Source organism: Wolbachia endosymbiont (group A) of Pogonocherus hispidulus (assembly GCF_964028195.1).
Lineage (GTDB): Bacteria > Pseudomonadota > Alphaproteobacteria > Rickettsiales > Anaplasmataceae > Wolbachia.
Genome location: NZ_OZ034750.1, coordinates 1,414,090 through 1,440,783 on the forward strand (window position 1 = coordinate 1,414,090; position 26,694 = coordinate 1,440,783).

Consider the following 26,694-nt stretch of genomic DNA (forward strand, 5'->3'; position numbering starts at 1 on the left):
TGCCTATTTTTGAGTCTTGCAATGCACTATCGCATCATCCACATACCTCTCAAATGGTACTGTCGGGTAGTTCTTTTTCATCCATATATCAAACACATGATGCATGAATATATTAGAGATGATTGGGCTAACTGAACTTCCTTGTGGAACTCCTTTATCCCTAACTACCTTACTGCCATCTGCAAGTTGTATAGGGGATTTCATCCACCTTTCAACGTATAGTATGACCCATTTGCAGTCTGTGTGTTTCTTGATAGCCTGCAGTGCTAAATCGTGGTCCAGATTGTCGAAAAATCCAGATATATCAAGATCTACCGTCCAATCGTACCTCCAGCATCTTTTGCGTGCTGTATCTACCGCATCCAGTGCTGATTTATTTGGTCTATAACCATATGAATCTTCGTGGAATTTTGGCTCTACTAGCGGCTCAAGATACATAGAAGCAGCCGTTTGCCCTATCCTGTCGAACACTGAAGGAACACCTAAAATTCTTTGTCCTCCTCCCGTATCTTTCGGTACTGCTACAGCTTTTACAGGCTCTGGAAAATAACTTCCGGATGACATCCGATTCCATAGTTTGTATAGATTATCTTTTAGATTCTCTTCAAACTTTGTTATCGAAACCTCATCCACACCTGCTGCACCTTTACTTTTCGATACTTGTTTATAAGCTCTCCAAATAAGTTGCTTCGGTATATCAAAAGACTTTGTTTTATTCATTTATTCCTCCCTTTCGGTTGACAAATAATTAAAACTAAATCCCTTCACTCCATTTCCATTACAGAAACTCCTTCGCTACTACGCGCCCCTGTTTTTCGCATCGGTACTCTCATCCTCAGAGATCAGCTCTTTGGACTTCTCCCTTATCATCGAAACGACAGGTTCCCGTAGTTCCATGCAATAGCCTAAAATAGATTCACGCCACTTTTATGCCGCTACCCAGTAAACAAGCTCCCGGTACCAGGTTAACGACTACCCCCTGGTTTTGACGTCGTCTCTACGCTTTCGACACTTCATCAGTGGTTCACTTGCGTTCGTCTCTCTATTTCACACATGACACATAATTGTGCCTTTTCCATAACGCTCACTACTTTACCAAAGCAGCTTATGGCTGTTTGAAGCCTGCTCTTGCAAACCGGCTCCGAGGGGTCCTCCCTCATCTACTGCACAGCTTCAACACTTCCCGTGTTTCTACGGCGCACAATCATCACAGTAGAAAATTATACTAATAGACTTTTGCGCGTTTTTATGCGATATCCTACCATATTTTCTTTTCATGCATTGAAAGAGTTCGTTTGTTAATGCTTTTTTGACATGTTGCTCTAATCCGTGTAATGCAACACAAGCTAGCAACGGTGAGATCGTCCCTCCTTGAATTGTACCACGTTTTGTGGATTGAAGCTTTCCATCTTCCATAACACCCGCTCCTAACCATCCTCTTATGATTTTCTTTAACGTTGGTGTGGTATTGAGCTTTTCAAGCAGTTTATTATGGTTAATATTGTCAAAGCATCCAGAAATATCAGCATCTAATACATATGCTGTTTTCTGTTTTAGCACATCAAATATGGCTTCAATTGCATCATGACAAGATCTACCAGGTCTAAAACCATAAATGTTCGGCTCAAATTTTGCCTCCCATTCGGGTTCTAGCGCCATTTTAACAAGTGTTTGTTTTGCTCGACACGATATAGTGGGAATACCAAGGGGACGACGTTCCAATGGCTTACCAGGTTTTGGAATCCATACGGCCTTGTTGCATCGCACTTTATGAGATGGTGATTTATGGTAAATTCATGTAACTATCTCAAATTTAGCCATACCAATATCAGTGAATTTGTTAAGTAAATAACACTTGAGTAGCAGTTCCCTCTCACGATTAATTTCAGATTTGTTCCTAAAACTAAATCCGAATATTTGCTTTAATCTTGAGAAAAATCCTTCAATGCGAGCTCTCTTTCCATAATCTACTTCTTCTTTCCACTTTTTTATGCAATCATATGACTTTATTAGTCTAACAGCAGCATTTCTATCATCCATGTAATCCAATTTTTGGTGCTCTGTTGCGTTGTTTTTCGGAAGAACTTTTGTCTTTATACCAAACTTGTTACATAATTCGTAAAGCTTATGCCTGTCATATGCTCTATCCGCATATAATACCTTTACAGCATGAACTTCTTCTAACAAATCGCAAGTGATCCGAATAAACTCCGCTGCTGTATTTTGCTGCTATGACTTTTTATACTCAACATTACATGCAGTTTCCGTGTCTGCTCATAGCCGTTCTGTCTGCACTATTTTCCTTCTGGGGTATTGCTGATGCTTGTGCTATCTATGGCAATTTCGATATCTTCCATATTATTTTTATCAATTCTGCAATCATTGATCTTAATATTAAGTTTCTTAAACCTTCTTGATGCTTGTGAATAGCTGATAACTGCCAAATCTCTTCCTATTTGTTGCAAATATCTTTTTATAAACCCGACTGTTTTTCTTAAACCTATTCTGAATAGATGGGTTATTATATGTATCAAAATTACCACTTTATTGCTGTAAATATTGTTGCCACCCTGCATTTTTGGACTATTTTCATACCAATTTTCGATAGCTTCATTGATGTAACGAAAAATATTTCCCCTTTCTTGGAGAAATTTGTTATATTCGTTTTGGTTACTGACTCTCATTTTTTGTGGCATATTTTTTCTTCAAAGGTTAAATGGCTATTTTATAATGAATTTTGTCAGTAACTGCCAGTTCTTTTCATCTGAGCGATGCAACAAAGCCATCCCAGACTGGGATGACACCTCTGGGCACTGCCGTCATAAAGGAACCAGTGTTAGCTACTCGAATGACACCTTGACGATTTGAAGAATCGTCATCCCGCTACTTGTTAGCGGGATCTATGCTAAGAGATACCGCGAATGAATCGCGGTATGACGGTTAAGTAGGGTGTCATCCCAGTGCCTTGACTACTTGGATCCAGTTGAGCTATTTCAACAAAAATACTGCATTTTGAGATGAACGTTTATTTTCACCAGACTTATTTACAAGTATAACAATTAAAGTCTGGATCCCAGTGGGCTTTGTTGCATCGCTCAGATGAAAAGAACTGGCAGTTACTGACAAAATTCATTATAAATAGCCATTTAACCTTTGAAGAAAAAATATGCCACAAAAAATGAGAGTCAGTAACTGCCATGAATATAACAAATTTCTCCATGAAAGGGGAAATATTTTTCGTTACATCAATAAAGCTATCGAAAATTGGTATGAAAATAGTCCAAAAATACCGGGTGGCAACAATATCTATAGCGATAAAGTTGTGATTTTGGTGCACATAATAACTTATTTATTTAGAATAGGCCTGAGGCAAACAGTTGGATTTATAGCAGGATACCTTGAGCAAGTTGGGAAAAATTTGCAAGTTATCAGCTATTCCCAGGCTTCAAGAAGGTTTAAAAAACTTAACATATGACCAAAGATATGATAAAAATAATATGAAAAATATTGAGATCGCCATAGATAGCACAGATCTACAATAATATTCCAGGTCATAGTAAGGCAAACGGTACAGATATTGCAGCTATGAGCAAACAAGAAAACTGCATGTAATATTGGAAATAGGTAGCAAAAAAGCCATAGCTGTAAAATACAGTAACGGTGTCTACTCTGATCACTATGGAGCCTGTGATCTTATTGAAAGGGTTGATGCTAAATACAACATAAGCACACTATATGCAGACAGGGCATATGACCGAAGGAAGTTATATAAATTGTGCAATGAGCTTGGCATAAAGACAAAGATTCCTCCGAAAAATAATGCAGCAGAGCATCCAAAGTTAGACTATATGGCTGAGAGAAATTCTGCAATCAAGCTCATAAAGTCATATGATGAAGATGGTATAAAGAAGTGGAAAAAAGAGATGAGTTATGGAAAGAGATCTTATATAGAAGGTTTTTTCTCGTGATTAAAAAAGACATTTGGATTTAGTTTTAGGAACAAATCTGAAATTAATCGTGAGAGGGAACTGCTACTCAAGTGTTATTTGCTTAACAAATTTACTGAAATAGGCATGGCTAAATTTGAAATAGTCGCATAAAATTATTTACTCTGGAAAAAACTTACGTTGCTATGCAACAAAGCCCACTGGGATCCAGGAAACTTAATTGCAAGTAATGCATTGGGTTTGGTGAGTATGGGTTTTGCATTATAGAATGAAGCACTTTTGGTGAATTTGTAAAGAAAACTGGATTCCAGACTGGAATGACACCCTTCTGGTGGAAATTGCTCTCAAACTACAATGTTTGTACAGATGTATGCTTGACATAGGATCCAGAAAATTTAGTTATATATAGGAAAATCTGATTTGACTACACCAACTCACGTTCAGCAAAAAAGAAAGCTATCTCCTTACGAGCATTTTCTAGACTATCCGAGCCGTGAACTCTATTTTCACTAATGTCATCAGCAAAATCACCCCTGATTGTACCTTTATCTGCCTGCTTTGGATCGGTAGCTCCCATGATTTGTCTGTATTTACTTACTGCATTTTCACCAACTAAAACTTGAACTATCACAGGACCAGAAGTCATAAACTCTATCAATTCCCCAAAAAAAGACCTATCTTTATGAATTTCATAAAACAGCTCTGCTTGTTTTTTTGTCAGTAACATCATTTTTTGTGCTATAATTTTGAGCCCAGAGCTTTCAATGTATGAATTTATCTTGCCTGTAATATTATTTTTTACTGCATCAGGTTTTAATATCGAAAGTGTTCTCTCAATTGCCATATTATTTCCTTATATAAGATTGTACATTCATAGATTCATTTTATTGCAAATTTTTGTTTCATCAAAGAGGTTTTTTATTTATAGTTAAGAATAAACCATCAAGGAGGTATTGTATGCATACTTGTTGTAAAAAAACTAATGAAAAACCTGAATCTACTACCAAACAACCGGTTGAAACTGAATCTACCGCTAAAAAATTGGTCAATAACTTAAAGTCATCAATTTTTTGTGGAACAAAAGGATTTTTGACTTTTAATTTGGCATTTTTAAGCTATTTAGAATATAGTATGTATGACTATACTCTACAAAAGCAAGGAAAAAGTAACAATCAATACATGGAGCTAAAAAAAGGTGCTGCCTTTGCAATGAGAAGGAATGTTATTCCGTTTCTTGAAATGACAATCATAGCACCGCTTGTTTGTTTTGCACTGCCGGCTATGCTAGGCAGTATGAGCCTCATGCAATGCGCACTTTTATGTGCTGCCTTAATGATTGCCACATGTTTTATCGTCAGAACTTTTAATCTACGTGAAAAGTTATTAGAAAAGCAAACAGGTTGCTCAAAAGAAACAGTGAATAAGGAATTTAAGAAAGATACTATAAAATTCCCTATCTTTGATCAAAATAGAAAACACACCGAGTATAATTCGCCTAACTCAGGGCGACCACTGGATGAAACAAGTAGCACCTCTCTTTTCGTTGAAGTTTTACTTTTTCCCCTCAAAGTTCTTCTGAAGGTCCTGCAAAGTTGTATAATGCTATCTTTAGCTGCCGTTGAACTTCTTGAAGCAGTGCCAAGTTTTCTTGTTGATAAGGTTTTTGATAAAAGCCTTACATCTACCAAGAGTAACGTGCAAAGATCTGGCCATTTATTGTATGCAAGTGTAAGAAATTTAGTGCCTATAACTAAATTTGATAAGTGTGTAGCTAATTTTATAGGCACCCCAGAAGTAACTTGTTGTAAGTAGTGCGTAGGTGAAAAAGGCTGTCATTTTATTTAACCTTGGTGGACCAGATTCACTGAATGCGGTCCGTCCTTTTTTATTCAATCTTTTTTATGACAGGAGAATAATCAATCTACCGAATTCCTTTCGGTTTCTTTTAGCAAAGTTTATATCCGCAAAACGAGAAAATACTGCACAAGAAATATATGAGCAAATTGGAGGTAAATCACCAATTTTGGATAATACGAAAGCACAAGCTAATGCTTTAGAACTAAAATTAAATGAAAATAGAAACCATGTACACAAGGTATTCATCTGCATGCGCTATTGGCGTCCATTTGCTGATGAAGTTATTAAAAGTGTAAAACAATTTGATCCTGATGAAGTAATTTTGTTGCCACTATACCCTCAATATTCAACTACCACAACTCTGTCATCCATCGAAAATTGGCAAAAAAATGCTAAAAAGCATGGCCTAAAATGCAATACAAAAATAATTCATCATTATTATGACAATGAAAACTTTATTGAGGCTCATGCTAATTTAATAGCTAAGCATTACAAATTAGCCAGCAGAATCGATAAGCCAAGAGTCCTATTTTCAGCCCATAGCCTGCCTCTCAGTGTTATTAAAAAAGGCGACCCTTACGCCCTACAGGTAGAAGAAACAGTACAACTAATAGTAAAAAAATTAAATATCAAAGACCTTGATTGGTCAATATGCTATCAGAGCAAAATTGGTCCCGTAAAATGGCTAGAGCCAAGCACTGAAAGTGAGCTATTACGCGCAAAAGCTGATGGTGTACCTGTAGTTCTATCACCTATATCTTTTGTTTCTGAGCATTCAGAAACTCTAGTTGAACTTGATATAGAATATAAAGCAATTATCAAGGATGGATATTACTTTCGCGTGCCAACTCTCAGTATCGATCCCTTGTTTATTAAATGCTTGGCTGATTTATGCATAAATCTCCCTTAAGGTCCTGATTTATAGTGCTTTTCTTTTAGGATTTTATGTGATAGAATAACAGAAAGTTATTATTTTGTTAACTATTTCATGCCAAGCAAGCTAAAAAAGAAATCTAACACGCTCGCACAAAAGGTGCATGATATTTATGATCATGATTTCAGGAAGGTAATCTGCATCACAACAGGTTTAACAGCCCTATTGTGTAAGATTTCACTGCAATTTTGCTGTGAGTTTATTGACAATAACAGATCCAATATCTCTTTTATAAAGAATGTTGCCCGATGGGTGAAATTTCCGACATCTACCCTATACATTGTCCATTCTGCATTTATCTTACGGGATTTGGTAAAAGATTATAAAGACCCTAAGGGTAAAAAAGAATTAGCAAAAATTTTGGGTAAATCGGCCAGTCTTACAAATAGCACCATAGAAGCGTTGATGATGCTGAAAGTCATACATTTTTTGGCTAGAGGTAATGCAGATGTAATAAGTTATATTAGCTCAACATCAACGATCCTATTTCTGTTTATTTCGGAACCTATAAGTTACTATTATTCATGGAGAAAATACCTAGATAATAAGGATCCTGAAAAGTCTGCTGAGTGTAAGAAGGACCTCATTATCAGCACATTAACTTTGTCATTGGGTTTGTTAAACTTCATACTAAAAAGAATGGAGACTGCAACCATACCAATCAACTTGGGTAATGGCATAATCTATAATTTCAATTTAAGCGTAACAGTCAGCATAATATATAGTGCAGTATTCTTGGTAGTTCAGTTTGATAAACTGTTTAATCAACCTATCAATGATGACCCTTCTACTGAAATGGATCATGCTCATACAGATGCTCATGTCCCTAATAGTGAAGCTGTAGAGATATAAGAACTATTAGTGAAAAGACCTTATTTCTACCGCCAATGCTAACACTGCTAATTTGCTAACAATACTCCAAAGTGACAGAATTTTACTTTCCACAACCTGGCTGACATCATGAAACTCACAGTCAGTGGCATTCAAGCTGGAATATACATCTTTCCTGCTATTACATCGGTATAAGTAACATGTTGGAGTATCTCCTATATAGTATATTAGCGGTTCTGCAGAACTGCTTTTAAATATGTCAATGGTTGGTACACCTTCTTGTATAATAACGCTATTGATTGCTATTCCTTCTTTTATCTTTTTCATTTTATGACGCTTTTTTTTATTGAGGTTTAATATTTCTTCACCACTTGTTGCTGTTATAATACCCATCCCATATGTGCCATTGCTTGCTTTGATAAAAACGTAAGGTTGTGTTTTTATTTCATATTCCTCATATTTTTTTTGCACTAGAGATAATACTTGGTCAACTTTAGTTGCTACTGCTCTTAGTGACGAATCATCATCAAAATCAACTCCATCACAGCTCTCTGTGAGCATAGAAATTAGCCATGGGTCCATTTTAAATTCGCTACAAAACTCGGACGCTAATTCTTGATAGATTTCAAAATACTTAAATTTCTGTCTGCTATGCCAACCGTATAGTGGGCTTGGTACTATATCTTGCTTTACGTCTTTTAGCATGTCTGGAATATGGCTCGTCATATCACGGTTCAGTATAATAACATCAGGCACAAATCCTGAAGTTGTCTTTAGCAGAGAGTTTTCTTTCACAACAGTTTCATACTGTTCTATTAAATTGTACGTTTCATTATGAAAGAGGCCAATCTTAGTTTCAAAACCAGCCAGTTGCAGTATTTTCTCTATAGCAAATATGTTTTCTATATACATTTTATTTCGTGTATAATTTTCCGGTATTATCAGAACCTTTTTATATTGTTTTTTTTCAAAGTAGCTTTTTATTAATCTTGCCGCCACCGTTCTTGATTCTTCACTTAAGTTATTGAACCCCGCAGGAAATAAATTAGCGTCCACTGGAGCAATTTTGTAGCCGGAGTTTCTGAGATCTATAGAGCTATAAAATGGCGATGTAAGGCCGTTAAATTTTGCTTCGAACCAATTATTTATACTTTTTTCCAAATCTGGGTGAATTATGTTTTGCATCTGCACTTTAAATGTTATAAGGAAGGTACTATATTATAAGTTATAGTTAAACATATTTAGTAAATTTGACTAGCGATTACAGTGTAATGAAATTACTATTTAAAATGATTCAACACGATAACAATAAAATGTACGGAACTACTATACTGTCAATTAGAAAAGATAAAAGCGTAGTAGTAATAGGTGATGGACAGGTTTCACTGGGCCACACTGTTATAAAATCTGGAGCAAAAAAAGTCAGACGTCTTTCTGGTGATTCTGTAATTGCCGGTTTTGCTGGAGCAACAGCCGATGCATTTACTCTCTTTGAAAGACTAGAATCTAAACTTGATAAGCACCCAGGGCAATTAATGAGAGCATGTGTTGAACTTGCAAAAGACTGGAGAATGGATAAATATCTGAGGAAATTAGAAGCTATGATGATCGTTGCAGATAAATCTATTTCATTAGTAATTACGGGAACAGGTGATGTTCTTGAGCCTGAAGATGGAATCGCAGCTATTGGCTCTGGGGGAAATTTTGCTCTATCTGCAGCAAGAGCTTTAATTGACATTAAAGGAATATCAATAGAAGAGATTGCAAAAAAGGCTATGAAGATAGCTGGCGATATATGTGTTTATACAAATCATAACGTAGTTATTGAAAAGATAGAGGAGTGATATGTCTTCTGAACAAAAAACTTTGTGCACTAATTTTTCCAATCAGCCTATAACCCTTTCAGAAGGGCGGTCTTGTAGTAGTGACACCTATGATGAAAAAAATGACCTCTATAAAGATGCTAAGAGTGGTTTTGATTCAAATGACAGCGATATTCAAGTTAATGACAGTACTCAAGTTTTGTTAGATGACCTGCCACCACAGAAGATAGTTAAAGAATTAGATAGATTCATAATCGGACAGGATGATGCAAAGCGTGCTGTTGCTATTGCGCTCAGAAATCGTTGGCGTCGCAATCAGGTTCCATTTCCATTGCGTGATGAAATCATACCTAAGAATATATTGATGATCGGTCATACAGGGGTTGGTAAAACTGAAATAGCTCGCCGCTTAGCAAAACTTGCCGGTGCACCGTTCATAAAAATTGAGGCAACGAAGTTTACTGAAATAGGATACGTTGGACGTGACGTTGATTCGATAATACGCGATTTAGTTGATGCAGCAATAGTTTTAGTTAAAGAGAAAGCCCGTAAAGCCTTAGCTAAAAAGGCTTTAATTTTAGCTGAGAAAACAATAATAAACTCTATGGTAGGCGAAGATGCAACCGAAGAGAGTAAAAAAATTTTTAGAGAAAGGTTGAGGAATAAAGAGTTTGAGGACGGAGAAGTTTCTATTAACGTCAGAGAGAGCAAGAGTATGTTACCTACTTTCGATATACCAGGCATGCCAGGTGGGCAAGTTGGTGTGATGAATATAACAGAAATAGTGGGCAAGATGTTTAACGGGAGCAAAAAAACAAAAACTATTACGGTGAAGGTAAAAGAAGCGCGTGAAATATTAATTAATGAAGAAAGTGAAAGGCTAATGGATGAAGATAAGATAATCAAAGAAGCCATTGATCTTGTTAGTAATGACGGTATAGTATTTTTGGATGAAATAGACAAAATTGCAGCGCGTACAGAAGTAAAAGGTGAAGTAAACAGAGAAGGAGTGCAACGCGATCTGTTACCACTACTTGAAGGAACAACTGTTACAACTAAGTATGGCCATGTAAAAACAGACTATATATTATTTATTGCATCTGGTGCTTTTCATCAGTCTAAACCATCTGACCTCTTACCGGAATTACAGGGCAGATTACCGATCAGGGTAGAACTTAAGGCACTTACTCAAGAGGATTTAATAAGAATATTAAAGGAACCAGAATCTAGTTTATTAAAGCAGTACATAGCTTTAATGAAAACAGAAAATGTGACGCTTGAGTTCACTGATGATGGTATAAAAACCATAGCTGAAATAGCGTTTACAGTTAATAGGCAAGTGGAAAATATAGGCGCAAGAAGGCTTCACACTATCATGGAGAAGCTTTTAGATGAAATAAGTTTCATTGCTTCTGAGAAAAATAGCGAAAAATTCATTATAGACAGCAAGTATGTAAAAGATAAACTTGAGTCAATTTCGAAGCAGCTTGATTTATCTAAGTTTATACTTTAGGAAAAACAAAAAGCCTACTTTAAGTAGTATAGAGAGTATTCAGAAGGTCAGCCAGTAAACCTAAAATTTCAGCTATATTCTTTAGGCTGTTTTTCAACAGTAGAATGGTGTGCTGCGACCTCTTGCTTAACATCTAAGCTTAAGTCAATTATTGAGATATTTTCTTCATCATAATCTATGTCTTTTATTAACATATCGTCAGTAATAGTCAAAAGGTCAGGCGGAGAAAGAATAGTTCTTTTATTACCAGCTCTCATTCCCACAACTCCAAGCTCTATAGCAAGTGGTATTTTTTTATCGCCAACCCTAAATTGCACTGTTTGATCTTTGACTATATATTCCCCATTATGCTCCTTTACGCTATATTTAACTGATATCTCATCACCGCACCTTACTTGTTTTCCAGTCTTGTTAATTAAGTCATTAAAAACCATCAGATTATTTACTGAGTCGGGATATTTATCCTTTACTTCGATCAATTTGACGTAATAAGAATTAAAATTCATTTTGTTATCATTGGCAATAGTAACTACACGCTCTCCGCCTTCTTTCATACCTATTACCCCTAAACTCACTTCTTTTAGGTCATCTTGACCTATTTTCAAAGTAACATCAGAAACTTTGCTAGGGAGTGTTGCTGAGTTATTATTAGAAATTTTATATATTTGCAATAGGACTTCCAGGCCACAGAAAGCCTTGCTGCCATTACCTTCAGTAATTTCATAAAAATTTATCGAATCTTCTTCCTTTTGCTGCGTCATTTCTTCTAAATATTCTGTTAGCCCATGCTTTTCAATATAGCGGTCGAGTGCTGATTCAAGTATTGGCTTCACTAGATAATGTGCTATCGTCTGTATCAAACCACCATGCGTGGCACTTATCTCATAAAGCTTGTCCTTTTTTTCCGGTTTACCTTTGTTTATATAGACAATAGTAAACATAAAAGCAGAGGTTAAAGTGAGAATCATTACTATGGAAATAAGCATTTGTAATATAATTTTTCTAACCATCTTTCTTTACTTGATTCAATAAATCATATAAATAATTAGTATCCCCTGAAAGCGCACTCAAATTATCCAAGCCTTGTTTAAAGAGGCCGTCTATATAGTCCTCTACTTCACTTTTACCAAGCACAGACATTAGATTATTTGTTTTATCTTGTTCGTAATCTTCAATATCATCCTTAGCTTGAAAGATAAGCCCTAGGTTTATCCCGTAGTTATATAACGCTTTACGTTGCTTATCTGTAGCATTCCCTATTATAGCACCTATTTCACATGAGGCTGCAAATAGTTTTGCGGTTTTCATCAAATGAATTTCTTTTATTTTATCAGCTTGGCCCGACGTCATTCCAGCGTTATACATACAGCTGTACGAATGTTGTGGTTTTAAGGTAGAAAGGGTGTCATTCAAGTAGCGGACACTGGAATCCATTTCATGTTCAGCTCCACCATCGCATGGCTTTTTGCACGAAATGCTTGTAGGCAAAGCCTTCTGGATCCCAGTGTCAAGCACTGGGATGACAGAGGGTTGGGGTCTAAAATCTATATGCTCACTGTTAATATCTAAAGCCTGTCCTCTTACCATTCCCTTAGCCCCTATCGCTTGAGAAAGAACTTTCATAATTTCACAGCGTTTGACGCTGTCTTCATTTAACGAAGATAATACCTCAAAAGCCAGAGTAAGTAGTGCATCTCCGGCAAGCACTGCTGTTGCTTCATCAAATTTTTTATGGCAGCTTAGCTGGCTTCTGCGAGTATCACTGTTGTCCATGCACGGTAAATCATCGTGAATTAGAGAGTAAGCATGAACAAATTCAATTGCTGCAGCAACTGATATTACTTTTTTAGCTTCCGCGTTAAACACTCGCGATGAAGCTACGACTAAAAAGGAGCGTATATGTTTTGCAGGAGCAAGGAGTATATAACGCATAGCTGATATAAGCTTATTCTCGCTATTTTCAGGTAAAAGTTTGTTTACTTCTACAATAAGCAAATTTTTCGTTGTTTCGTCTAGCATTTTTGAATTGTTAATTACCTAGCACGTAACGCTAGCCAGCTAGGGCAGTAGAAAACTTTGCTGTAGTTTACCAGTTATAAAAGATATTGCAAACATAAAAATTTTTTATAACATCAAAGAATAGGTTATTTTTTTGGTAAGAAATGTGAATAGCGAACTAGCAAAGAGCACTAGAGAAGACATAGAAGAAAAAGTGAAAAAGATTATACTAGAGCACATTAGTAAGGATGTAGAGAAATTCAACAGCTCTTCAAAGCTTTCGGAGCATGGTGCAGACAGTTTAGATGCAGTTGAAATCATCATGGCGGCAGAAGAAGAGTTCGGGATAGAAATCCCAGATGAAGACGCACAAAAAATGGAAACTATGGAGCAAATAGTTGAGTATATTAATAGTAAAAAAGGCTAATAGTTAGTGTTAAATGAGCAGAAGAGTAGTAGTCACTGGTGTTGGTTTAATCACTCCGCTAGCGGCAGATGTTGACAACACTTGGTCAAGGCTGATAAAAGGCGAGTCTGGCATAAAAGCAATCAATACAGATAGATTTGACTCTTCTGATCTTGCTTGCAAGGTTGCAGGGCAGGTGCCTGTGCAATCCGATAACATTGAGAATTACTTTAATCCTGTAGGTTATATTTTTGAAAAAGATCTAAAAAGAACGGATCGTTTTATTCATTACGGCATTGCAGCAGCGATTCAAGCTGTGGAAGATTCATCTTTAGAAGATTCAAAAGTAGATAGAGAACGTATTGGCGTAACTATTGGCTCTGGTATAGGTGGTCTTCCGTCAATTCAGGAAAATGTAATTACCATGCAGGAAAAAGGGCCCAGACGTGTCAGTCCATTTTTTGTCCCTGCAAGTCTAATAAATTTGATATCTGGCCATATTTCTATTAAATACGAATTTACAGGTCCAAACGATTCAGCAGTAACCGCATGTGCAACAGGTGCGCATGCAATCATAAACTCAGCAAGAACTATAAAACTTAGTGAAGCGGATGTTATGATTGCAGGTGGAGCAGAAAGTGCACTGTGTAGAGTTGGAATTGCAGGTTTTGCATCTATGAAGGCGTTATCAACTAAATTCAATGATAAACCCAAAGAAGCTTCAAGACCATGGGATGCAGAACGCGATGGTTTTGTTATGGGTGAAGGAGCAGGTATATTGGTGCTGGAGGAATACGAGCATGCAAAAAAAAGGGGGGCAAAAATACATGCTGAACTGGTTGGGTACGGACTCACAGGAGATGCGCACCACATTACAGCACCACATCCAGAAGGAAGAGGCGCATTTAAGGCAATGCAGCTTGCTTTAAAGAGCGCACAAATTAATCCCAATCAAGTAGGGTATATCAATGCACATGGAACTTCAACGCCACTTGGAGATAAAATTGAAGTAATAGCAATGAAACAGTTATTCGGTGACTACGTTTATAAAATACCTGTTTCTTCAACTAAATCTTCTATAGGACATTTACTTGGTGCTGCAGGGAGCGTTGAAGCAATATTCAGTATTCTTGCGTTAAATAATGGAATTATTCCGCCAACCTTAAATTTACATAAACCTTCAGAAGGATGTGATTTAAATTTTGTACCGCTTAAAGCTCAAGAGCATAAAATTCAATATGCACTTTCTAATTCATTTGGTTTTGGTGGCACTAATGCATCGCTCATCTTTGGACAAGTGTAATCAATTTTGCTGCTGAATAGCTAAAATGTACGAACATTATGATCTGTGATAGCTATATTATCTGTAATTTGCCTTTTACTGTCGATTTACTATACTTATTTGGTAAGATCTAGCTTAATTAAATGCACAAAATATTAGTAAGTAGTAACCATAAACCTCTGGTCGGAAAAATCAAGATTAATGGCTCAAAAAATGCTGTTTTACCAATAATGGCAGCAAGTCTATTGAGTAGCTTCTCGGTAATTTTGCATAATGTACCTGATTTAATTGATGTGCATCTAATGTCTAAGCTGCTTGAGAGTCTTGGAGCGAAAGTGAATTTTACACGCAATAAAGATTATAAAGCAAATCATACTTTGGAAATTGATTGCAGTAATATCAACAATCACGTAATGTCACACGAAACTGCAAGTAAGCTGCGAGCATCTCTTTTAATGCTAGGTCCAATTCTCAGTAGATTTGGTAAAATCACAACAGTCTTTCCTGGTGGATGCAATATCGGAAAGCGTCCCGTTGATATGCATATCAAAGCATTAGAAGAAATGGGAGCTAAAATTGAAGTTGAAGGCTGTAATATAATTGCAACAGTGAAAGGAAAGCTACAAGGAAAAAAAGTTACACTTGAGAAAATAAGCGTTGGTGCAACAGAAAATGTAATAATGGCAGCAACACTTGCAGAAGGAGTGACAATAATAAACAATGCTGCAACGGAGCCGGAAGTTCTTGATTTAATAGAGTTCCTAAAGAAAATGGGTGCTAATATTGAGATTAGTGATACAAGGATCACAATAACAGGAGTTGAAGCATTAAATGGATGTGTTCATAAAATAATACCAGATCGCATAGAAGCAGGCACCTATGCGCTAGCTGCTATAATAACCGGTGGTAAGTTGGAGTTAGAAGGAATAAGTCTATCTGATATAAGATGTATTGCAAATGAGTTGGAGACTATAGGAGCTATGATTGAACTGCATGATGGGGGCATTGTTATTTCCAGAAAAAATTGCTCTATTAGGTCTGCTAACATTGCAACAGATCCATACCCCAACTTTCCCAGTGATATGCAACCACAACTGATGTCTGCAATGTGCATCGCTGATGGGATATCAGTAATTGAAGAGAACATTTTTGAAAACAGATTTGCACATGCAGATGAATTGAGAAAGTTAGGCGCTAATATCAGCATCGAGAAAAGCAAAGCTACTATAAGTGGAATAAAAAGCTTATCTGGAGCTAATCTGTGTGCCACTGACTTAAGGTCAACAGCAGCTTTGGTACTTGCTTCTTTGGTAGCTGGTGGAGAAACTACAATAAATAATTCGCATCATTTATGGAGAGGATATGAAGCAATGCACGAAAAACTCAATTCATGTGGAGCTGATATCTCCATTTCATCTTGAGGATATTTTATGAATGAAGCAACTAAACGAACTACAGTAAAAGAAATAGATGAAATCTTATATGAAGAACATAAGGTATTAGACCATGGATTTATTCGAGTAGTGGATTATATGGGCTCTGATAGCGCTATAGTTCAAGCTGCTCGTGTTTCTTATGGCAAGGGAACAAAACAGATAAGTCAGGATGAAGCACTTATAAAGTATTTAATGAGACATCATCATACAACTCCATTTGAAATGTGTGAAATTAAGTTTCACGTGAAACTTCCAATTTTTGTTGCAAGGCAATGGATAAGGCATAGAACTGCAAATGTGAATGAATATTCGGCAAGATATTCAATACTTGACAATGAATTTTATATACCAAAACCAGAACAGATTGCAAAACAATCTGATAATAATAAACAAGGTAGCGGTGAAGCTTTTGATCCGGATACCTCAAAGGAAATAATAGATTCTCTAACAAATGACTCTAATTTAGTATATTCTCATTATGAAAAATTTATTGAGCAGGGGCTTGCAAGAGAAATTGCCCGAACTAACCTAACGCTTAATTACTACACGCAATTTTATTGGAAAATAGATCTGCATAACCTCCTTCATTTTTTGAAGCTTAGAGCTGATAAGCATGCCCAATATGAAATCAGAGTTTATGCAGAAGTTATGCTGGATATAATAAAAAAATGGGTCCCATTGGCCTACAATGCCTTTGTTGAATATTGCCTAGAATCAGCTTGTATTTCAAGAACTGGTCTAGAAATAATTCGCAAATTAATTAAAGGGGAAAACGTTACTAGAGAAGAAAGTAATATTGGTAAAAGAGAATGGGACGAGCTGATGTCTATACTTGATAAACAATCTTAAAGATAAAGGCATACGCGTCAATCTCCTCTGTCAGTTAACTCTCGTTCACCAAATTGAATCTTGCTTTTTACATCACATTAACTCATCACTTTTATAGAACATCTCATTAAAATCATCCAAAGTTCCAAAATCTTTATTTTGAACAAATAGATGACCATCTGTTATGTATGCCTTAGGCAGGGTAAATGGTTTATCATAATGCTGCGATGCTGGCCTAACAATTTCATTATATAAAACCATTACTTGCTCGTAGTTATATCCATCACCAGCATGATATTTACCACGTACGGTATCATAAAAATTCTTTATATCATCATATGTCACTTGCAGCTCCACCTCATACTTTCCCACTTCAAGAGGACTTCCTGTCCTTATTTTAAAGGGATGTTGTGCATTTGCAATACTGTTAGAATCTTCTGCTTCACTATCAGAATTTTTATCCATATTTTCTATCACACTTGCCATAACAGTTTCTTGTTCGTCTTCTATTGGTTTTGCTTGTTTTTCAATTTTATTATTGCTACTGTCAGTTTCCACAGTGACTTTTCTTGTTTCCATATCTTTTTGAGCTTTCTCATTACTTTGCTTGCGTATTTCATCTCCATGCAATTTCTCCTGCAGAGCTTTTTCCATGTCAGCATAACCGTCACGATTGCTTTGCAAAGCTGGTTGATCTTCAACATAACTGCTGCTATCATCTGCTTGCATTTGATCTATATAGTTAGATTCTTCTTCCTGTATAGTATTTTTTGCGTTATCCTCACCAACCGTTCCTTTCTCCCCAGACTTGGCTTCACTCTCTACCACAACTTCTTCGTCTACTTGCTCATCATTAAGTGTAACTTCTGCATCTATCTGATTACTATCTTCCTCTAACTCATTAGATAATTTTTCAGATAGCTGATCACCACTCAAATATGGTTCCTTTGAATATTTAGCGTAATTATAGGGATCAGTGCTGTCTGCTGAATAAAACCCACTTTCAAAGTCTGAGTAGGAGCTTTGATTGAGCACAAAAAATAAGTTTTCATAATTAACCAGCATATCACTATCAGGGCTAACAAAATTTAAATATTCATCGCCTTCCCATTCTGGGTGGTGTCTATACTCTGCTATGTAGTATTTACTGGAGTCGAGAGGTATCTTGTCACCTTCTTCCCCATCAAGTTGTAAAACTACTGCTGAACGCCCATTACCTAAATCATTACCTTTTACCACTTTGAATATTTTAATCTCATCCTTTTCTACAAGTTCTTTTAACTCCTCGTTCTTTTCATTTAACTCTTCCTCCCTTTGTCTTTCTGCTTCTCTTTCTCTTGCCAATCTTTCTGCTTCTTCATCAGCTTTCTTCTGCAGTTGTGAGAATACATTTTGTAATATATCTTGTGTGGTTAAGCTATTTGTGTTGCTTAAAAAATTATCTAACACATTTGATGCAATTGGTGACAATTCACCGTGATCATCAAATACTTTTTCCTTTGCTTTATCATAGTGATTTGGGTTATAGATTGCATACAGAGGATAAAAACCATAATCTGCAATTGACGGTCCGTCAGATGATAGTTCCATTGAGAACCCGTTATGATTAAGTGGAAGATTGGAGGTTAAATATCTACCGTTATCATCCCTAACGTATAGCTCACTTCTACCATTGTGCTCACTATATTTATTGTAGTAGATATAAAAATTCTCATGGTTAAGATTGAAGTGATCATCTAGATTATCGAATTGAATTGTACTGCCAAGCTTCTCGCGCAAAAGATTTTTGCTTTCATCTGTAAGCTTTATACGTGCAGAAAAGTAGTATCGATCTATAGGTTCGCCTTTTTCTATCTCAAAGTTCAAAGTAATCTTGTCGTTGACCATTGGTAGCCTCCAAACATTATGTAAATCTATTCATTATTTTATTTATCAATCATATGGTGTGTACTATGAAAAATGTGTTAAGTGTTAAGATTTTTTTTCTGTATCTAGATAAGGTAACAGTAATCTGTCATTTCAGTGCATAATGTACAACTGTATGAACATTTGCTTTTGTTAAGGTAATTCACACAGAAAATGATGTCATTCAAGTAGCTGACACTGTAATCCAGAAAAAAGAATGGTGTCATCCGAGTAGCTGACACTGGGATGACAAAAAAAGGAGCACTGGAATGACAAGGCTATAGGTTGCAAGCAAGACGTCATACCGCCGCAGACCGTCATACCGCCGCGGTATCTCAAAGCATAGATCCCGCTAACAAGCAGCGGGATGACGAGATGCCACCGCGAACCGTCATACCGCCGCGGTATCTCAAAGCATAGATCCCGCTAACACGTAGCGGGATGACGAGTTACTATACCGTCACGGTATCTCAGCCGCTAACACGTAGCGGAATACTTAACCATCATCTACACCGTCATACCGCGATTCATTCGCGGTATCTCAAAGCATAGATCCCGCTAACAAGCAGCGGGATGACGAGATGCCACCGCGAACCGTCATACCGCTGCGGTATCTCAAAGCATAGATCCCGCTAACAAATAGCGGGATGACGATTGTCAGGCTAGTGCCTTTTTTTGTCATCCCAGTGCTTGACACTGGGATCCAGGAATTTTATTAAGTTGGCAAGCATAAAAGTAGCCGTTTTATGTTAAAATACAACGTTTTGATGATTATGAAAAAGCTGGATTCCAGACTGGAATGACAGCAGTCCTACGTCATACCGCCACGAACCGTCATACCGCGATTCATTCGCGGTATCTCTTAACATAGATCCCGCTAACAAGTAGCGGGATGACGATTGTCGGTGAACCTAAGTTACTTTAGCTATAAACATTAAGAAATTTACCAAATAAAAAAAAGGCAAAAGAAACCCTAGTCATTGTCTATTTTCAGTATTGGCGTTTTTTTATGTTTTTAACACTTAGTAACCGCGACTCAGCTGCATTTAAACTGCAACTAACCTTTAGCTATAAACATTAAAAAATTTACTAAGCAGAAAAAAAGGCAAAGAAAACCCAGAGTAGCTAGTATTCAAATTCTCCCTTGTTCTATTTGACGTCTTTTGATGTCTTAAACGCTTTATAAGCGCGTTTCGGCTTGTATAGGTAGAAACCCAGAAGTTTTATAAAGACATGAGGTGCACATAGTGCAAAAAATTAAGCATGATTTACGCCAAATACAAAGTTCCCTTTGTCGTTTTAATCTGCAGATTGCGAAGATAAATAAATAGCTTCACTTTCATGATAAGGGGGCTAGCGGAGTTTGTCAAGCAAGTTTTTTCGTTTCTATTGAATGACAGTTGTGACTTGGGAGGTGATGCAAGAAGTCTACTGATGGCTTTCAAAGCAGTTGAGCTTAACTATTAGAGTAGTAATGTTTATTTTTATATTGACTATTGAGGTTTATTATTTTATAACTAAAAACTTAGTTATTTTAATGAGCTTGAGTTTATAACATATGCCTACGATAAATCAATTAATACGTAAAGGTAGATTAGGATTGACCCATAAGAAAAAGGTACCAGCTTTGGGAGAAAGCAACCCTCAAAGGAGGGGTGTTTGCACTAAGGTGTATACTACAACTCCTAGGAAGCCTAACTCAGCACTCCGTAAAGTAGCCAGAGTAAAAATTAGTGGGTATGGTGAAGTGACAGCTTATATACCTGGTGAAGGTCATAATTTACAAGAGCACTCTGTTGTTTTGATACGTGGTGGGCGGGTTAAAGATTTGCCAGGTGTGCGTTATCACATAATAAGAGGTGCCCTTGATCTGCGTGGTGTGCAAAATCGAAAGAAAGCTCGTTCAAAATATGGTGTAAAGAAATCTGGTTAAAGTTTATGGCTCGTCGGAATAAAGCAAAAAAAAGAGAAATAAGTCCTGATTCGCGTTACGGCAGTGTTTTGCTGATGCGTTTCATTAATACAATCATGAAATGTGGTAAAAAATCTACTGCAGAAAAGATTATCTATGACGCTTTGTCTTTAGCTGAAAAGAAAATAGGCGAAGGTGGGTTATCAATTTTTGAAACAGCGGTAGGAAATGTTACTCCTTCTATAGAAGTGCGTTCTCGACGCATTGGTGGTGCAACTTATCAAGTGCCTGTTGAAGTTCGACAAGATAGAGCGATTTCTTTAGCGTTAAGGTGGATTGCTAAAGCAACTTCTGCTGCTCGAAAAAAGAGTGGAAAAACCACTGTTGATTGTTTGCAATCTGAAATACTGGATGCTTATAATAAACGCGGTGGTGCGTTTAAGATGTGCGAAGAAAAATATAAAATGGCTGAGGCTAATAAGGCATTTTCTCATCTTCGTTTTTAATGTTAGCTAATTAATTGTGATATGGAAATTGGGATATCTAAATACAGAAATATAGGAATAATGGCTCACATAGATGCTGGTAAGACTACCACAACAGAGCGTATTTTATTTTATACTGGCAAGCAAAATAGAATTGGTGAAGTGCACGATGGTGCAGCTTCTATGGATTGGATGGAGCAGGAAAAAGAGCGTGGTATTACAATCACATCTGCTGCAACAACATGTTTTTGGAATGATCATAGGGTCAATATAATAGACACTCCAGGTCACGTTGATTTCACTATTGAAGTTGAGAGATCTTTAAGGGTTTTGGATGGTGCAGTTGCTGTATTTGATGGAGTTGCTGGAGTTGAACCTCAATCTGAGACAGTTTGGCGTCAAGCTGATAAATATAGCGTTCCTCGTATCTGCTTTGTTAATAAGATGGATAGAATAGGGGCAAATTTTTATCGATGTGTTGATATGATAAAGACGAAGCTTGGTGCAGCACCTTTAGTAATTCAGTTGCCAATAGGAAGTGAGAAAGATTTCAAAGGTATAATCGACCTTATTTCTATGAAAGCCATTATATGGCAAGAAGAAACGTTGGGTGCTAAATTTTCTTATGAAGATATTCCTTCTGATTTGCTTGACAAGGCTCAAGAATATCGAAATCTTTTATTAGATGCTGCAGCTGAGATGGATGATGAAGCGATGAATACTTACTTTGAGTCTAATGATCTGCCAGTGGATTTACTGAAAAAATGCGTGAGAAATGGGACCATTAAAGGAAAATTTGTTCCTGTATTATGTGGATCAGCTTTTAAAAATAAAGGCGTACAACCACTTTTAGATGGTGTAGTTGATTTTTTACCTTCTCCTATTGATGTTGATGTAATTATTGGAACTGATCCTAAAGATTCAGAAAAGAAAATTGAGATCAAACCTTCAGAAAAAGAGAAATTCGTTGCTCTTGCGTTTAAAGTGATGACGGATAAGTTTGTAGGTAGCTTGACGTTTATTCGTATTTATTCCGGTAAGTTAAAATCTAAATCTGCTGTGTTAAATGCGGGAAAGAATGAGACTGAAGGAATTGGCAGAATGCTGCTTATGCATGCAAATAACAGAGAAGATATAAATGAAGCTAAAGTTGGCGATATAGTTGCCTTAGTTGGATTAAAGAGAACAATTACTGGTGACACTTTATGTTCATCTGATTTTCCTATATTATTAGAGCGTATGGAATTTCCTGAGCCTGTTATTGAAATTGCTGTGGAACCTAAAACTACTTCAGATCAGGAAAAATTAGGTGTTGCTTTAAATAGATTGGTTGCAGAAGATCCTTCTTTAAGAATGTCAGTAAATGCGGAGAGTGGACAGACTATATTGAAAGGCATGGGTGAGCTGCATCTTGAGATTATTGTTGATAGAATGAAGCGCGAGTTTAACGTTGAAGCTAACGTCGGTGCGCCTCAAGTTGCATATCGTGAAACTATCACTAAATCTGTTGAAATTGATTACATTCATAAAAAACAATCTGGTGGTGCTGGCCAATTTGCAAAAGTAAAGATTATATTTGAACCTCTTGAGCCTGGTTCTGGGTTTCAATTTGAAAGTAAAATTGTAGGTGGTGCAATTCCAAAAGAATATATTCCTGGTGTACAAAATGGTTTAGAGTTGATAAAAGAAGGAGGCATGATCTCTGGTTTTCCGGTTATTGATTTTAAGGCTACCCTTATTGATGGTGCTTTCCATGAAGTTGATTCTAGTCCTTTAGCTTTTGAACTTGCTGCTAAAGGTGCTTTTAAAGAGATGGCAAATAAAGCTGGTCCAAAAATGTTAGAACCTATAATGAAAGTTGAAATCATTACGCCTGAAGAGTATATGGGCGATATCATGGGCGATGTAAATAGCAGAAGGGGGCAAGTTTCAAGTATGGAAACGCATAATAGTAGCACTATAATTCTTGCTTTCGTACCTCTTGCGAATATGTTTGGTTATATAAATGTTTTGCGTTCTATATCTCAGGGAAGAGCTCAGTATAGTATGCATTTTTCTTATTATGAACAAGTACCACAATATGTGGTTGATGAGTTAAAGTATAATTAAGGGTAATAATTATGACAGCAGTAGTGGAAGCATTTGGAAAGCCGCATGTAAATGTGGGAACAATAGGACATGTGGATCATGGGAAGACAACGTTAACAGCGGCGATAACAAAGCATTATGGAAATTTTGTAGCGTACGATCAGATAGATAAAGCGCCAGAAGAAAGGAAGAGGGGGATAACGATAGCAACAGCGCATGTTGAGTATCAGACGGAAAAAAGGCATTATGCACACGTTGATTGTCCTGGACACGCTGACTATGTAAAGAACATGATAGTAGGTGCAGCACAGATGGATGCGGCGATATTGGTAGTGTCGGGGGTTGATGGGCCAATGCCACAAACGAGAGAGCATATATTGCTGGCGAAGCAGGTAGGTGTTGGATATATCGTGGTGTATATAAATAAAGCTGATGTTGCTGATGCTGATATGATAGACTTGGTAGAAATGGAAGTGAGGGAATTGCTGAATAAATACGGATTTCCAGGGGATGAAGTGCCTGTGGTAGTGGGGTCTGCATTGAAAGCGCTGGAGGATGATAGCAGCGAATATGGAAAGAAATCAATAGATAAATTGATGGAAAAGTTAGATAAATATGTGGCGGTTCCACCAAGGCCTGTGGATTTACCATTTTTGTTGCCAATCGAAGATGTATTTTCGATATCGGGGCGAGGAACGGTGGTAACAGGAAGGATAGAGAAGGGAGAGATAAAGACGGGAGAAGAGATAGAGATAATAGGTCTGAAAGCGACGCAAAAGACGATATGCACAGGTGTAGAAATGTTTAAGAAGTTGCTGGATAAGGGAAGTGCAGGACTCAATGTAGGGATATTACTAAGAGGGACAAAGAGAGAAGAAGTGGAGAGAGGGCAAGTATTAGCAAAACCGGGGACGATAACGCTGCATAGAAAGTTTAAGGCGGAGGTTTATATATTAAAGAAAGAGGAGGGAGGAAGGCATACACCATTTTTTGCGAATTACCAGCCACAGTTTTATTTAAGGACAACGGATGTAACGGGGAGCATAAAATTGCTAGATGGGAAGGAGATGGTAATGCCAGGAGATAATGTGAGTGTAGAAGTAGAATTGCAAGTACCGATAGCAATGGATAAGGGATTGCGTTTTGCGATAAGAGAAGGCGGTAGAACTGTTGGTTCTGGTGTTGTTTCTGAAATTTTGGAGTGAGAGTTTGAGTTATAGGAGTGTAGCTCAATTGGTAGAGCGCTGGTCTCCAAAACCAGAGGTTGTAGGTTCAATTCCTATCGCTCCTGCATTAATGTTGTGGTGAAAATGTTAAAAAGTTTGTGTGTTTTTTTCTATGATATAAAGCAAGAAATACGAAGAATTGCTTGGATAAAGAAACAGGAGGTGTTGTCATCTCTATTTGTTGTGATGATTGTTATATTATGCTTTTCGATTTTCTTCTGTTTTGTGGATTTTATGTCTCTTTACGTAATTAAGGCTTTATTTGGAATTATTTATGGAATGTGAATATAAATGGTATGTCATTAGAGTTGATTATGGATATGAGCAAAATATACGCGAATTGGTAAGTAATGCTGTTTATTTTAAGGAAGTGTTTATTCCTTATCAAACGGTATGTAATTCAAAGTCTGATATAAAAGAGTTATGTGAAGTGTATGTATATATGCATCTATGTGATGAAAGCAAAAACATTTTGAATCAAACGCCTGGATTCTGCAGTGGCGAATCTGGTGATTTTGAGATGATTTCAGATGATGAGATAAGTTTAAAGTGTAAAGAATTTAATAGATATAAATGGTATATCTTGAGAGTTGCTTCCAATTGTGAAGAGAAAGTGCGCCAACATATATTGGAAAATTCTATGAGATTGAGTGTTAATGGTTACTTTAAGGAAGTTTTTATTCCATATGAAGAGCTAAGTGAAGTAGAGTTGAAATCTAAGAAAATTGCTACACGAAGGAAATGCTTCCCTGGTTATGTCTTTTTATACGTGAATTTATGCGATGAAGTATTGAATTTTATCAATAATATACCAAAATCTCTTAAGGTTTATGGGTTTTTGAAAAATGGTAATATTCCAAAGGTGATTTTGGACGATGAGATTCACTCAATGTGTAATGCACTTTATAATGCTCAAGAGACAAAGAAGTTAGGTTATGGTTATGAAAAAGGTGAAAAAGTGAAAATTAATGATGGTCTTTTTCAAAATTTTACTGGTAAGGTAAATATGGTAAACGATGAGAAAAAAATTATTAATGTGGAAGTATCAATTTTAGGTAAGCCGACAATAATAGAGCTTGATCTGGCTCAAGTAGAGAAAATAGAGGATTAATTATGAGTGTTATAGTTGCTAAGATTAACTTACTTATGGAAGCTGGGAAAGCAATTCCAGGACCGAAAATTGCTTCAGTACTTGGTCCACGTGGTATACCTGTTCCTAAGTTTTGTGAAGCTTTTAATAAAGTTACTAGCGCTGCTAACGCTAATTATAAAGTAGGCGATTTAGTAACAGTGCGAATTTCCATAAAGGATGATCGCTCTCATGATTTTACTGTCAGCGGTCCACCTGTGGCTTATTTACTTAAGCAGGAGGCTAAATTAAGTAAAAGTTCTGGTAATCCTGGTAAAGAATTAGTGGCTAAATTACCTATGTCTGCTATAATTAAAGTGGCAAAGTGCAAGATGGTTGATATGAAAGTGGATAATGAAGATTCAGCAGTGAAAATGGTTGTAGGCACTGCAAAATCTATGGGTATAGAAGTTGTGGAAGGTTAGGTAAATGAATACATATAATGATAATCCTAAGCAGTGTTTGAAGAAGATTGTTGAGTCTGCTTCAGCAAAATTTAATGAATCAGTTGATATTGCAGTCAATTTAGGCGTAGATTCACGTAAATCTGAAGAGCAGGTGCGTGGTACAGTAGTTTTGCCTAAAGGTATCGGGAAGAATATTAAAGTAGCTGTTTTCGCTCAAGATAAACATTTATTAGAAGCTGAAAAAGCTGGTGCTGATATTGCAGGAGGAGAGGATTTAGTTGAAGAAATAAAAAAAGGTAGAAAATTAGATGTTGATTGGTGCATTACTACTCCTGATTTTATGGCAAAAATCACTCCTATTGCAAAAGTATTGGGTGCTAAAGGGCTGATGCCTAACCCTAAATTTGGTACTGTGACTTCTAACATTGCAGAAGCTATTAAAACCATTAAGTCTGGTCAGGTAAAATTTAGAACAGATAAAAATGGTATTATTCATGGCAAATTAGGAAATATTAAATTTGATATTGATGACTTGCTAGAAAATTTAAAAGCCTTTCTTAAAGTAATTAAAGATAATAAACCTATTTCTGCGAAAGGAATTTACTTTAAGGGTGTTTTTTTAAATTCAACTATGGGCGAAGCTTATAAGATAAGCAAAGTGGAAGATATAATTTAAGGGAGTGATAC

Annotated in this window: 28 protein-coding genes and 1 tRNA gene; 20 read left to right on the plus strand and 9 right to left on the minus strand. The window is 36.6% G+C overall.

Annotated features, from left to right (window positions below):
• Positions 1-3: 3 nt before the first annotated feature.
• From ABWU58_RS06890 to ABWU58_RS06905, 4 genes are all read right to left on the minus strand, one after another.
• Positions 4-720 carry a reverse transcriptase domain-containing protein gene (locus ABWU58_RS06890; RefSeq protein WP_353283012.1) on the minus strand — a complete coding sequence of 239 codons (717 nt, stop codon included), beginning with the start codon at positions 718-720 and terminating at the stop codon, positions 4-6.
• A gap of 471 nt (positions 721-1,191) precedes the next feature.
• Positions 1,192-1,767: a reverse transcriptase/maturase family protein gene (locus ABWU58_RS06895; protein ID WP_353283013.1), complete on the minus strand. Its 576-nt coding sequence runs from the start codon at positions 1,765-1,767 to the stop codon at positions 1,192-1,194.
• 27 nt (positions 1,768-1,794) lie between these two features.
• A complete protein-coding gene (locus ABWU58_RS06900) occupies positions 1,795-2,187 on the minus strand; it encodes a transposase (protein WP_353282749.1) in 393 nt (130 codons plus the stop codon).
• A gap of 107 nt (positions 2,188-2,294) precedes the next feature.
• Complete coding sequence (locus tag ABWU58_RS06905; protein WP_353283014.1) at positions 2,295-2,696, minus strand: transposase; 402 nt, start codon at positions 2,694-2,696, stop codon at positions 2,295-2,297.
• A 470-nt stretch (positions 2,697-3,166) separates the two neighbouring features.
• Between ABWU58_RS06905 and ABWU58_RS06910 the strand changes: the two genes are divergently transcribed.
• Positions 3,167-3,475, plus strand: a complete 309-nt coding sequence (locus tag ABWU58_RS06910) for a transposase (protein ID WP_353283015.1) — start codon at positions 3,167-3,169, stop codon at positions 3,473-3,475.
• 139 nt (positions 3,476-3,614) lie between these two features.
• Positions 3,615-3,968 carry a transposase gene (locus ABWU58_RS06915; protein ID WP_353283016.1) on the plus strand — a complete coding sequence of 118 codons (354 nt, stop codon included), beginning with the start codon at positions 3,615-3,617 and terminating at the stop codon, positions 3,966-3,968.
• Positions 3,969-4,371: 403 nt separating this feature from the next.
• On the opposite strand, the gene ndk is transcribed toward ABWU58_RS06915, so the two are convergent.
• Positions 4,372-4,791, minus strand: coding sequence for a nucleoside-diphosphate kinase (gene ndk, locus ABWU58_RS06920; protein WP_353283017.1), 420 nt, complete (start codon positions 4,789-4,791; stop codon positions 4,372-4,374).
• Between the two features lie 113 nt (positions 4,792-4,904).
• On the opposite strand from ndk, the gene ABWU58_RS06925 reads away from it, so the two are divergent.
• From ABWU58_RS06925 to ABWU58_RS06935, 3 genes are all read left to right on the plus strand, one after another.
• Positions 4,905-5,759, plus strand: a complete 855-nt coding sequence (locus tag ABWU58_RS06925; protein ID WP_353283018.1) for a hypothetical protein — start codon at positions 4,905-4,907, stop codon at positions 5,757-5,759.
• A gap of 7 nt (positions 5,760-5,766) precedes the next feature.
• On the plus strand, positions 5,767-6,714 hold the full coding sequence (hemH, locus tag ABWU58_RS06930) for a ferrochelatase (RefSeq protein WP_353283019.1): 948 nt from the start codon (positions 5,767-5,769) through the stop codon (positions 6,712-6,714).
• Positions 6,715-6,792: 78 nt separating this feature from the next.
• Positions 6,793-7,590 (plus strand): hypothetical protein, encoded by a 798-nt coding sequence (locus ABWU58_RS06935; RefSeq protein WP_353283020.1) that lies wholly within the window; start codon positions 6,793-6,795, stop codon positions 7,588-7,590.
• Positions 7,591-7,596: 6 nt separating this feature from the next.
• On the opposite strand, the gene gshA is transcribed toward ABWU58_RS06935, so the two are convergent.
• The gene (gene gshA, locus ABWU58_RS06940) at positions 7,597-8,754 is read right to left on the minus strand and encodes a glutamate--cysteine ligase (protein ID WP_353283021.1); all 1,158 of its coding nucleotides are present in this window, start codon (positions 8,752-8,754) and stop codon (positions 7,597-7,599) included.
• A 104-nt stretch (positions 8,755-8,858) separates the two neighbouring features.
• Between gshA and hslV the strand changes: the two genes are divergently transcribed.
• Together hslV and hslU are read left to right on the plus strand one after the other, a co-directional pair.
• The gene (gene hslV / locus ABWU58_RS06945) at positions 8,859-9,413 is read left to right on the plus strand and encodes an ATP-dependent protease subunit HslV (protein WP_096617344.1); all 555 of its coding nucleotides are present in this window, start codon (positions 8,859-8,861) and stop codon (positions 9,411-9,413) included.
• Between the two features lies 1 nt (position 9,414).
• Complete coding sequence (hslU, locus tag ABWU58_RS06950) at positions 9,415-10,905, plus strand: ATP-dependent protease ATPase subunit HslU (RefSeq protein ID WP_353283022.1); 1,491 nt, start codon at positions 9,415-9,417, stop codon at positions 10,903-10,905.
• A gap of 68 nt (positions 10,906-10,973) precedes the next feature.
• On the opposite strand, the gene ABWU58_RS06955 is transcribed toward hslU, so the two are convergent.
• Positions 10,974-11,915: an FKBP-type peptidyl-prolyl cis-trans isomerase gene (locus ABWU58_RS06955; protein ID WP_353283023.1), complete on the minus strand. Its 942-nt coding sequence runs from the start codon at positions 11,913-11,915 to the stop codon at positions 10,974-10,976.
• The gene (locus ABWU58_RS06960) at positions 11,908-12,924 is read right to left on the minus strand and encodes a polyprenyl synthetase family protein (protein WP_353283024.1); all 1,017 of its coding nucleotides are present in this window, start codon (positions 12,922-12,924) and stop codon (positions 11,908-11,910) included. Before ABWU58_RS06960 ends, ABWU58_RS06955 begins: the two co-directional genes overlap by 8 nt.
• 145 nt (positions 12,925-13,069) lie before the next feature.
• On the opposite strand from ABWU58_RS06960, the gene acpP reads away from it, so the two are divergent.
• The 4 genes from acpP to thyX all read left to right on the plus strand — a co-directional run bounded on the left by acpP (position 13,070) and on the right by thyX (position 16,876).
• Entirely contained in the window at positions 13,070-13,330 is a 261-nt protein-coding gene (acpP, locus tag ABWU58_RS06965; RefSeq protein ID WP_341811841.1) for an acyl carrier protein, read from the plus strand.
• A gap of 13 nt (positions 13,331-13,343) precedes the next feature.
• Positions 13,344-14,612 carry a beta-ketoacyl-ACP synthase II gene (gene fabF / locus ABWU58_RS06970; protein ID WP_353283025.1) on the plus strand — a complete coding sequence of 423 codons (1,269 nt, stop codon included), beginning with the start codon at positions 13,344-13,346 and terminating at the stop codon, positions 14,610-14,612.
• Positions 14,613-14,734: 122 nt separating this feature from the next.
• Positions 14,735-16,012, plus strand: a complete 1,278-nt coding sequence (murA, locus tag ABWU58_RS06975; protein WP_353283026.1) for a UDP-N-acetylglucosamine 1-carboxyvinyltransferase — start codon at positions 14,735-14,737, stop codon at positions 16,010-16,012.
• A 9-nt stretch (positions 16,013-16,021) separates the two neighbouring features.
• On the plus strand, positions 16,022-16,876 hold the full coding sequence (gene thyX, locus ABWU58_RS06980; protein WP_265017404.1) for an FAD-dependent thymidylate synthase: 855 nt from the start codon (positions 16,022-16,024) through the stop codon (positions 16,874-16,876).
• A gap of 72 nt (positions 16,877-16,948) precedes the next feature.
• On the opposite strand, the gene ABWU58_RS06985 is transcribed toward thyX, so the two are convergent.
• Positions 16,949-18,742: a hypothetical protein gene (locus ABWU58_RS06985; RefSeq protein ID WP_353283027.1), complete on the minus strand. Its 1,794-nt coding sequence runs from the start codon at positions 18,740-18,742 to the stop codon at positions 16,949-16,951.
• 1,576 nt (positions 18,743-20,318) lie between these two features.
• Here ABWU58_RS06985 and rpsL point away from each other — a divergent pair.
• The 9 genes from rpsL (at position 20,319) to rplA (ending at position 26,683) form a co-directional block, all read left to right on the plus strand.
• Complete coding sequence (gene rpsL, locus ABWU58_RS06990; protein WP_006279787.1) at positions 20,319-20,693, plus strand: 30S ribosomal protein S12; 375 nt, start codon at positions 20,319-20,321, stop codon at positions 20,691-20,693.
• A gap of 5 nt (positions 20,694-20,698) precedes the next feature.
• A complete protein-coding gene (gene rpsG / locus ABWU58_RS06995) occupies positions 20,699-21,178 on the plus strand; it encodes a 30S ribosomal protein S7 (protein WP_253307294.1) in 480 nt (159 codons plus the stop codon).
• A gap of 21 nt (positions 21,179-21,199) precedes the next feature.
• Complete coding sequence (gene fusA / locus ABWU58_RS07000) at positions 21,200-23,266, plus strand: elongation factor G (RefSeq protein ID WP_353283028.1); 2,067 nt, start codon at positions 21,200-21,202, stop codon at positions 23,264-23,266.
• A gap of 11 nt (positions 23,267-23,277) precedes the next feature.
• Entirely contained in the window at positions 23,278-24,450 is a 1,173-nt protein-coding gene (gene tuf / locus ABWU58_RS07005) for an elongation factor Tu (RefSeq protein ID WP_353283029.1), read from the plus strand.
• A gap of 13 nt (positions 24,451-24,463) precedes the next feature.
• Positions 24,464-24,536: transfer RNA gene (locus tag ABWU58_RS07010), tRNA-Trp, on the plus strand.
• A gap of 10 nt (positions 24,537-24,546) precedes the next feature.
• The gene (secE, locus tag ABWU58_RS07015; RefSeq protein WP_353283030.1) at positions 24,547-24,756 is read left to right on the plus strand and encodes a preprotein translocase subunit SecE; all 210 of its coding nucleotides are present in this window, start codon (positions 24,547-24,549) and stop codon (positions 24,754-24,756) included.
• On the plus strand, positions 24,746-25,582 hold the full coding sequence (nusG, locus tag ABWU58_RS07020) for a transcription termination/antitermination protein NusG (RefSeq protein WP_353283031.1): 837 nt from the start codon (positions 24,746-24,748) through the stop codon (positions 25,580-25,582). Before secE ends, nusG begins: the two co-directional genes overlap by 11 nt.
• A gap of 2 nt (positions 25,583-25,584) precedes the next feature.
• Complete coding sequence (locus tag ABWU58_RS07025; RefSeq protein WP_253307298.1) at positions 25,585-26,025, plus strand: 50S ribosomal protein L11; 441 nt, start codon at positions 25,585-25,587, stop codon at positions 26,023-26,025.
• A 4-nt stretch (positions 26,026-26,029) separates the two neighbouring features.
• The gene (gene rplA, locus ABWU58_RS07030) at positions 26,030-26,683 is read left to right on the plus strand and encodes a 50S ribosomal protein L1 (RefSeq protein WP_353283032.1); all 654 of its coding nucleotides are present in this window, start codon (positions 26,030-26,032) and stop codon (positions 26,681-26,683) included.
• Positions 26,684-26,694: the final 11 nt, after the last annotated feature.

What these genes read in the sequence shown, in the direction of transcription:
- ABWU58_RS06890 (WP_353283012.1), bottom strand. Translation starts at nt 720, where the DNA reads ATGAATAAAACAAAGTCTTTTGATATACCGAAGCAACTTATTTGGAGA.
- ABWU58_RS06910 (WP_353283015.1), top strand. Translation starts at nt 3,167, where the DNA reads ATGCCACAAAAAATGAGAGTCAGTAACTGCCATGAATATAACAAATTT.
- fusA (WP_353283028.1), top strand. Translation starts at nt 21,200, where the DNA reads ATGGAAATTGGGATATCTAAATACAGAAATATAGGAATAATGGCTCAC.
- rpsG (WP_253307294.1), top strand. Translation starts at nt 20,699, where the DNA reads ATGGCTCGTCGGAATAAAGCAAAAAAAAGAGAAATAAGTCCTGATTCG.
- thyX (WP_265017404.1), top strand. Translation starts at nt 16,022, where the DNA reads ATGAATGAAGCAACTAAACGAACTACAGTAAAAGAAATAGATGAAATC.
- ABWU58_RS06985 (WP_353283027.1), bottom strand. Translation starts at nt 18,742, where the DNA reads ATGGTCAACGACAAGATTACTTTGAACTTTGAGATAGAAAAAGGCGAA.
- nusG (WP_353283031.1), top strand. Translation starts at nt 24,746, where the DNA reads ATGGAATGTGAATATAAATGGTATGTCATTAGAGTTGATTATGGATAT.
- ABWU58_RS06955 (WP_353283023.1), bottom strand. Translation starts at nt 11,915, where the DNA reads ATGGTTAGAAAAATTATATTACAAATGCTTATTTCCATAGTAATGATT.
- ABWU58_RS06960 (WP_353283024.1), bottom strand. Translation starts at nt 12,924, where the DNA reads ATGCTAGACGAAACAACGAAAAATTTGCTTATTGTAGAAGTAAACAAA.
- ABWU58_RS07025 (WP_253307298.1), top strand. Translation starts at nt 25,585, where the DNA reads ATGAGTGTTATAGTTGCTAAGATTAACTTACTTATGGAAGCTGGGAAA.
- hslV (WP_096617344.1), top strand. Translation starts at nt 8,859, where the DNA reads ATGATTCAACACGATAACAATAAAATGTACGGAACTACTATACTGTCA.
- murA (WP_353283026.1), top strand. Translation starts at nt 14,735, where the DNA reads ATGCACAAAATATTAGTAAGTAGTAACCATAAACCTCTGGTCGGAAAA.
- ABWU58_RS06905 (WP_353283014.1), bottom strand. Translation starts at nt 2,696, where the DNA reads ATGCCACAAAAAATGAGAGTCAGTAACCAAAACGAATATAACAAATTT.
- rplA (WP_353283032.1), top strand. Translation starts at nt 26,030, where the DNA reads ATGAATACATATAATGATAATCCTAAGCAGTGTTTGAAGAAGATTGTT.
- ndk (WP_353283017.1), bottom strand. Translation starts at nt 4,791, where the DNA reads ATGGCAATTGAGAGAACACTTTCGATATTAAAACCTGATGCAGTAAAA.
- ABWU58_RS06925 (WP_353283018.1), top strand. Translation starts at nt 4,905, where the DNA reads ATGCATACTTGTTGTAAAAAAACTAATGAAAAACCTGAATCTACTACC.
- ABWU58_RS06935 (WP_353283020.1), top strand. Translation starts at nt 6,793, where the DNA reads ATGCCAAGCAAGCTAAAAAAGAAATCTAACACGCTCGCACAAAAGGTG.
- hslU (WP_353283022.1), top strand. Translation starts at nt 9,415, where the DNA reads ATGTCTTCTGAACAAAAAACTTTGTGCACTAATTTTTCCAATCAGCCT.
- rpsL (WP_006279787.1), top strand. Translation starts at nt 20,319, where the DNA reads ATGCCTACGATAAATCAATTAATACGTAAAGGTAGATTAGGATTGACC.
- fabF (WP_353283025.1), top strand. Translation starts at nt 13,344, where the DNA reads ATGAGCAGAAGAGTAGTAGTCACTGGTGTTGGTTTAATCACTCCGCTA.
- tuf (WP_353283029.1), top strand. Translation starts at nt 23,278, where the DNA reads ATGACAGCAGTAGTGGAAGCATTTGGAAAGCCGCATGTAAATGTGGGA.
- gshA (WP_353283021.1), bottom strand. Translation starts at nt 8,754, where the DNA reads ATGCAAAACATAATTCACCCAGATTTGGAAAAAAGTATAAATAATTGG.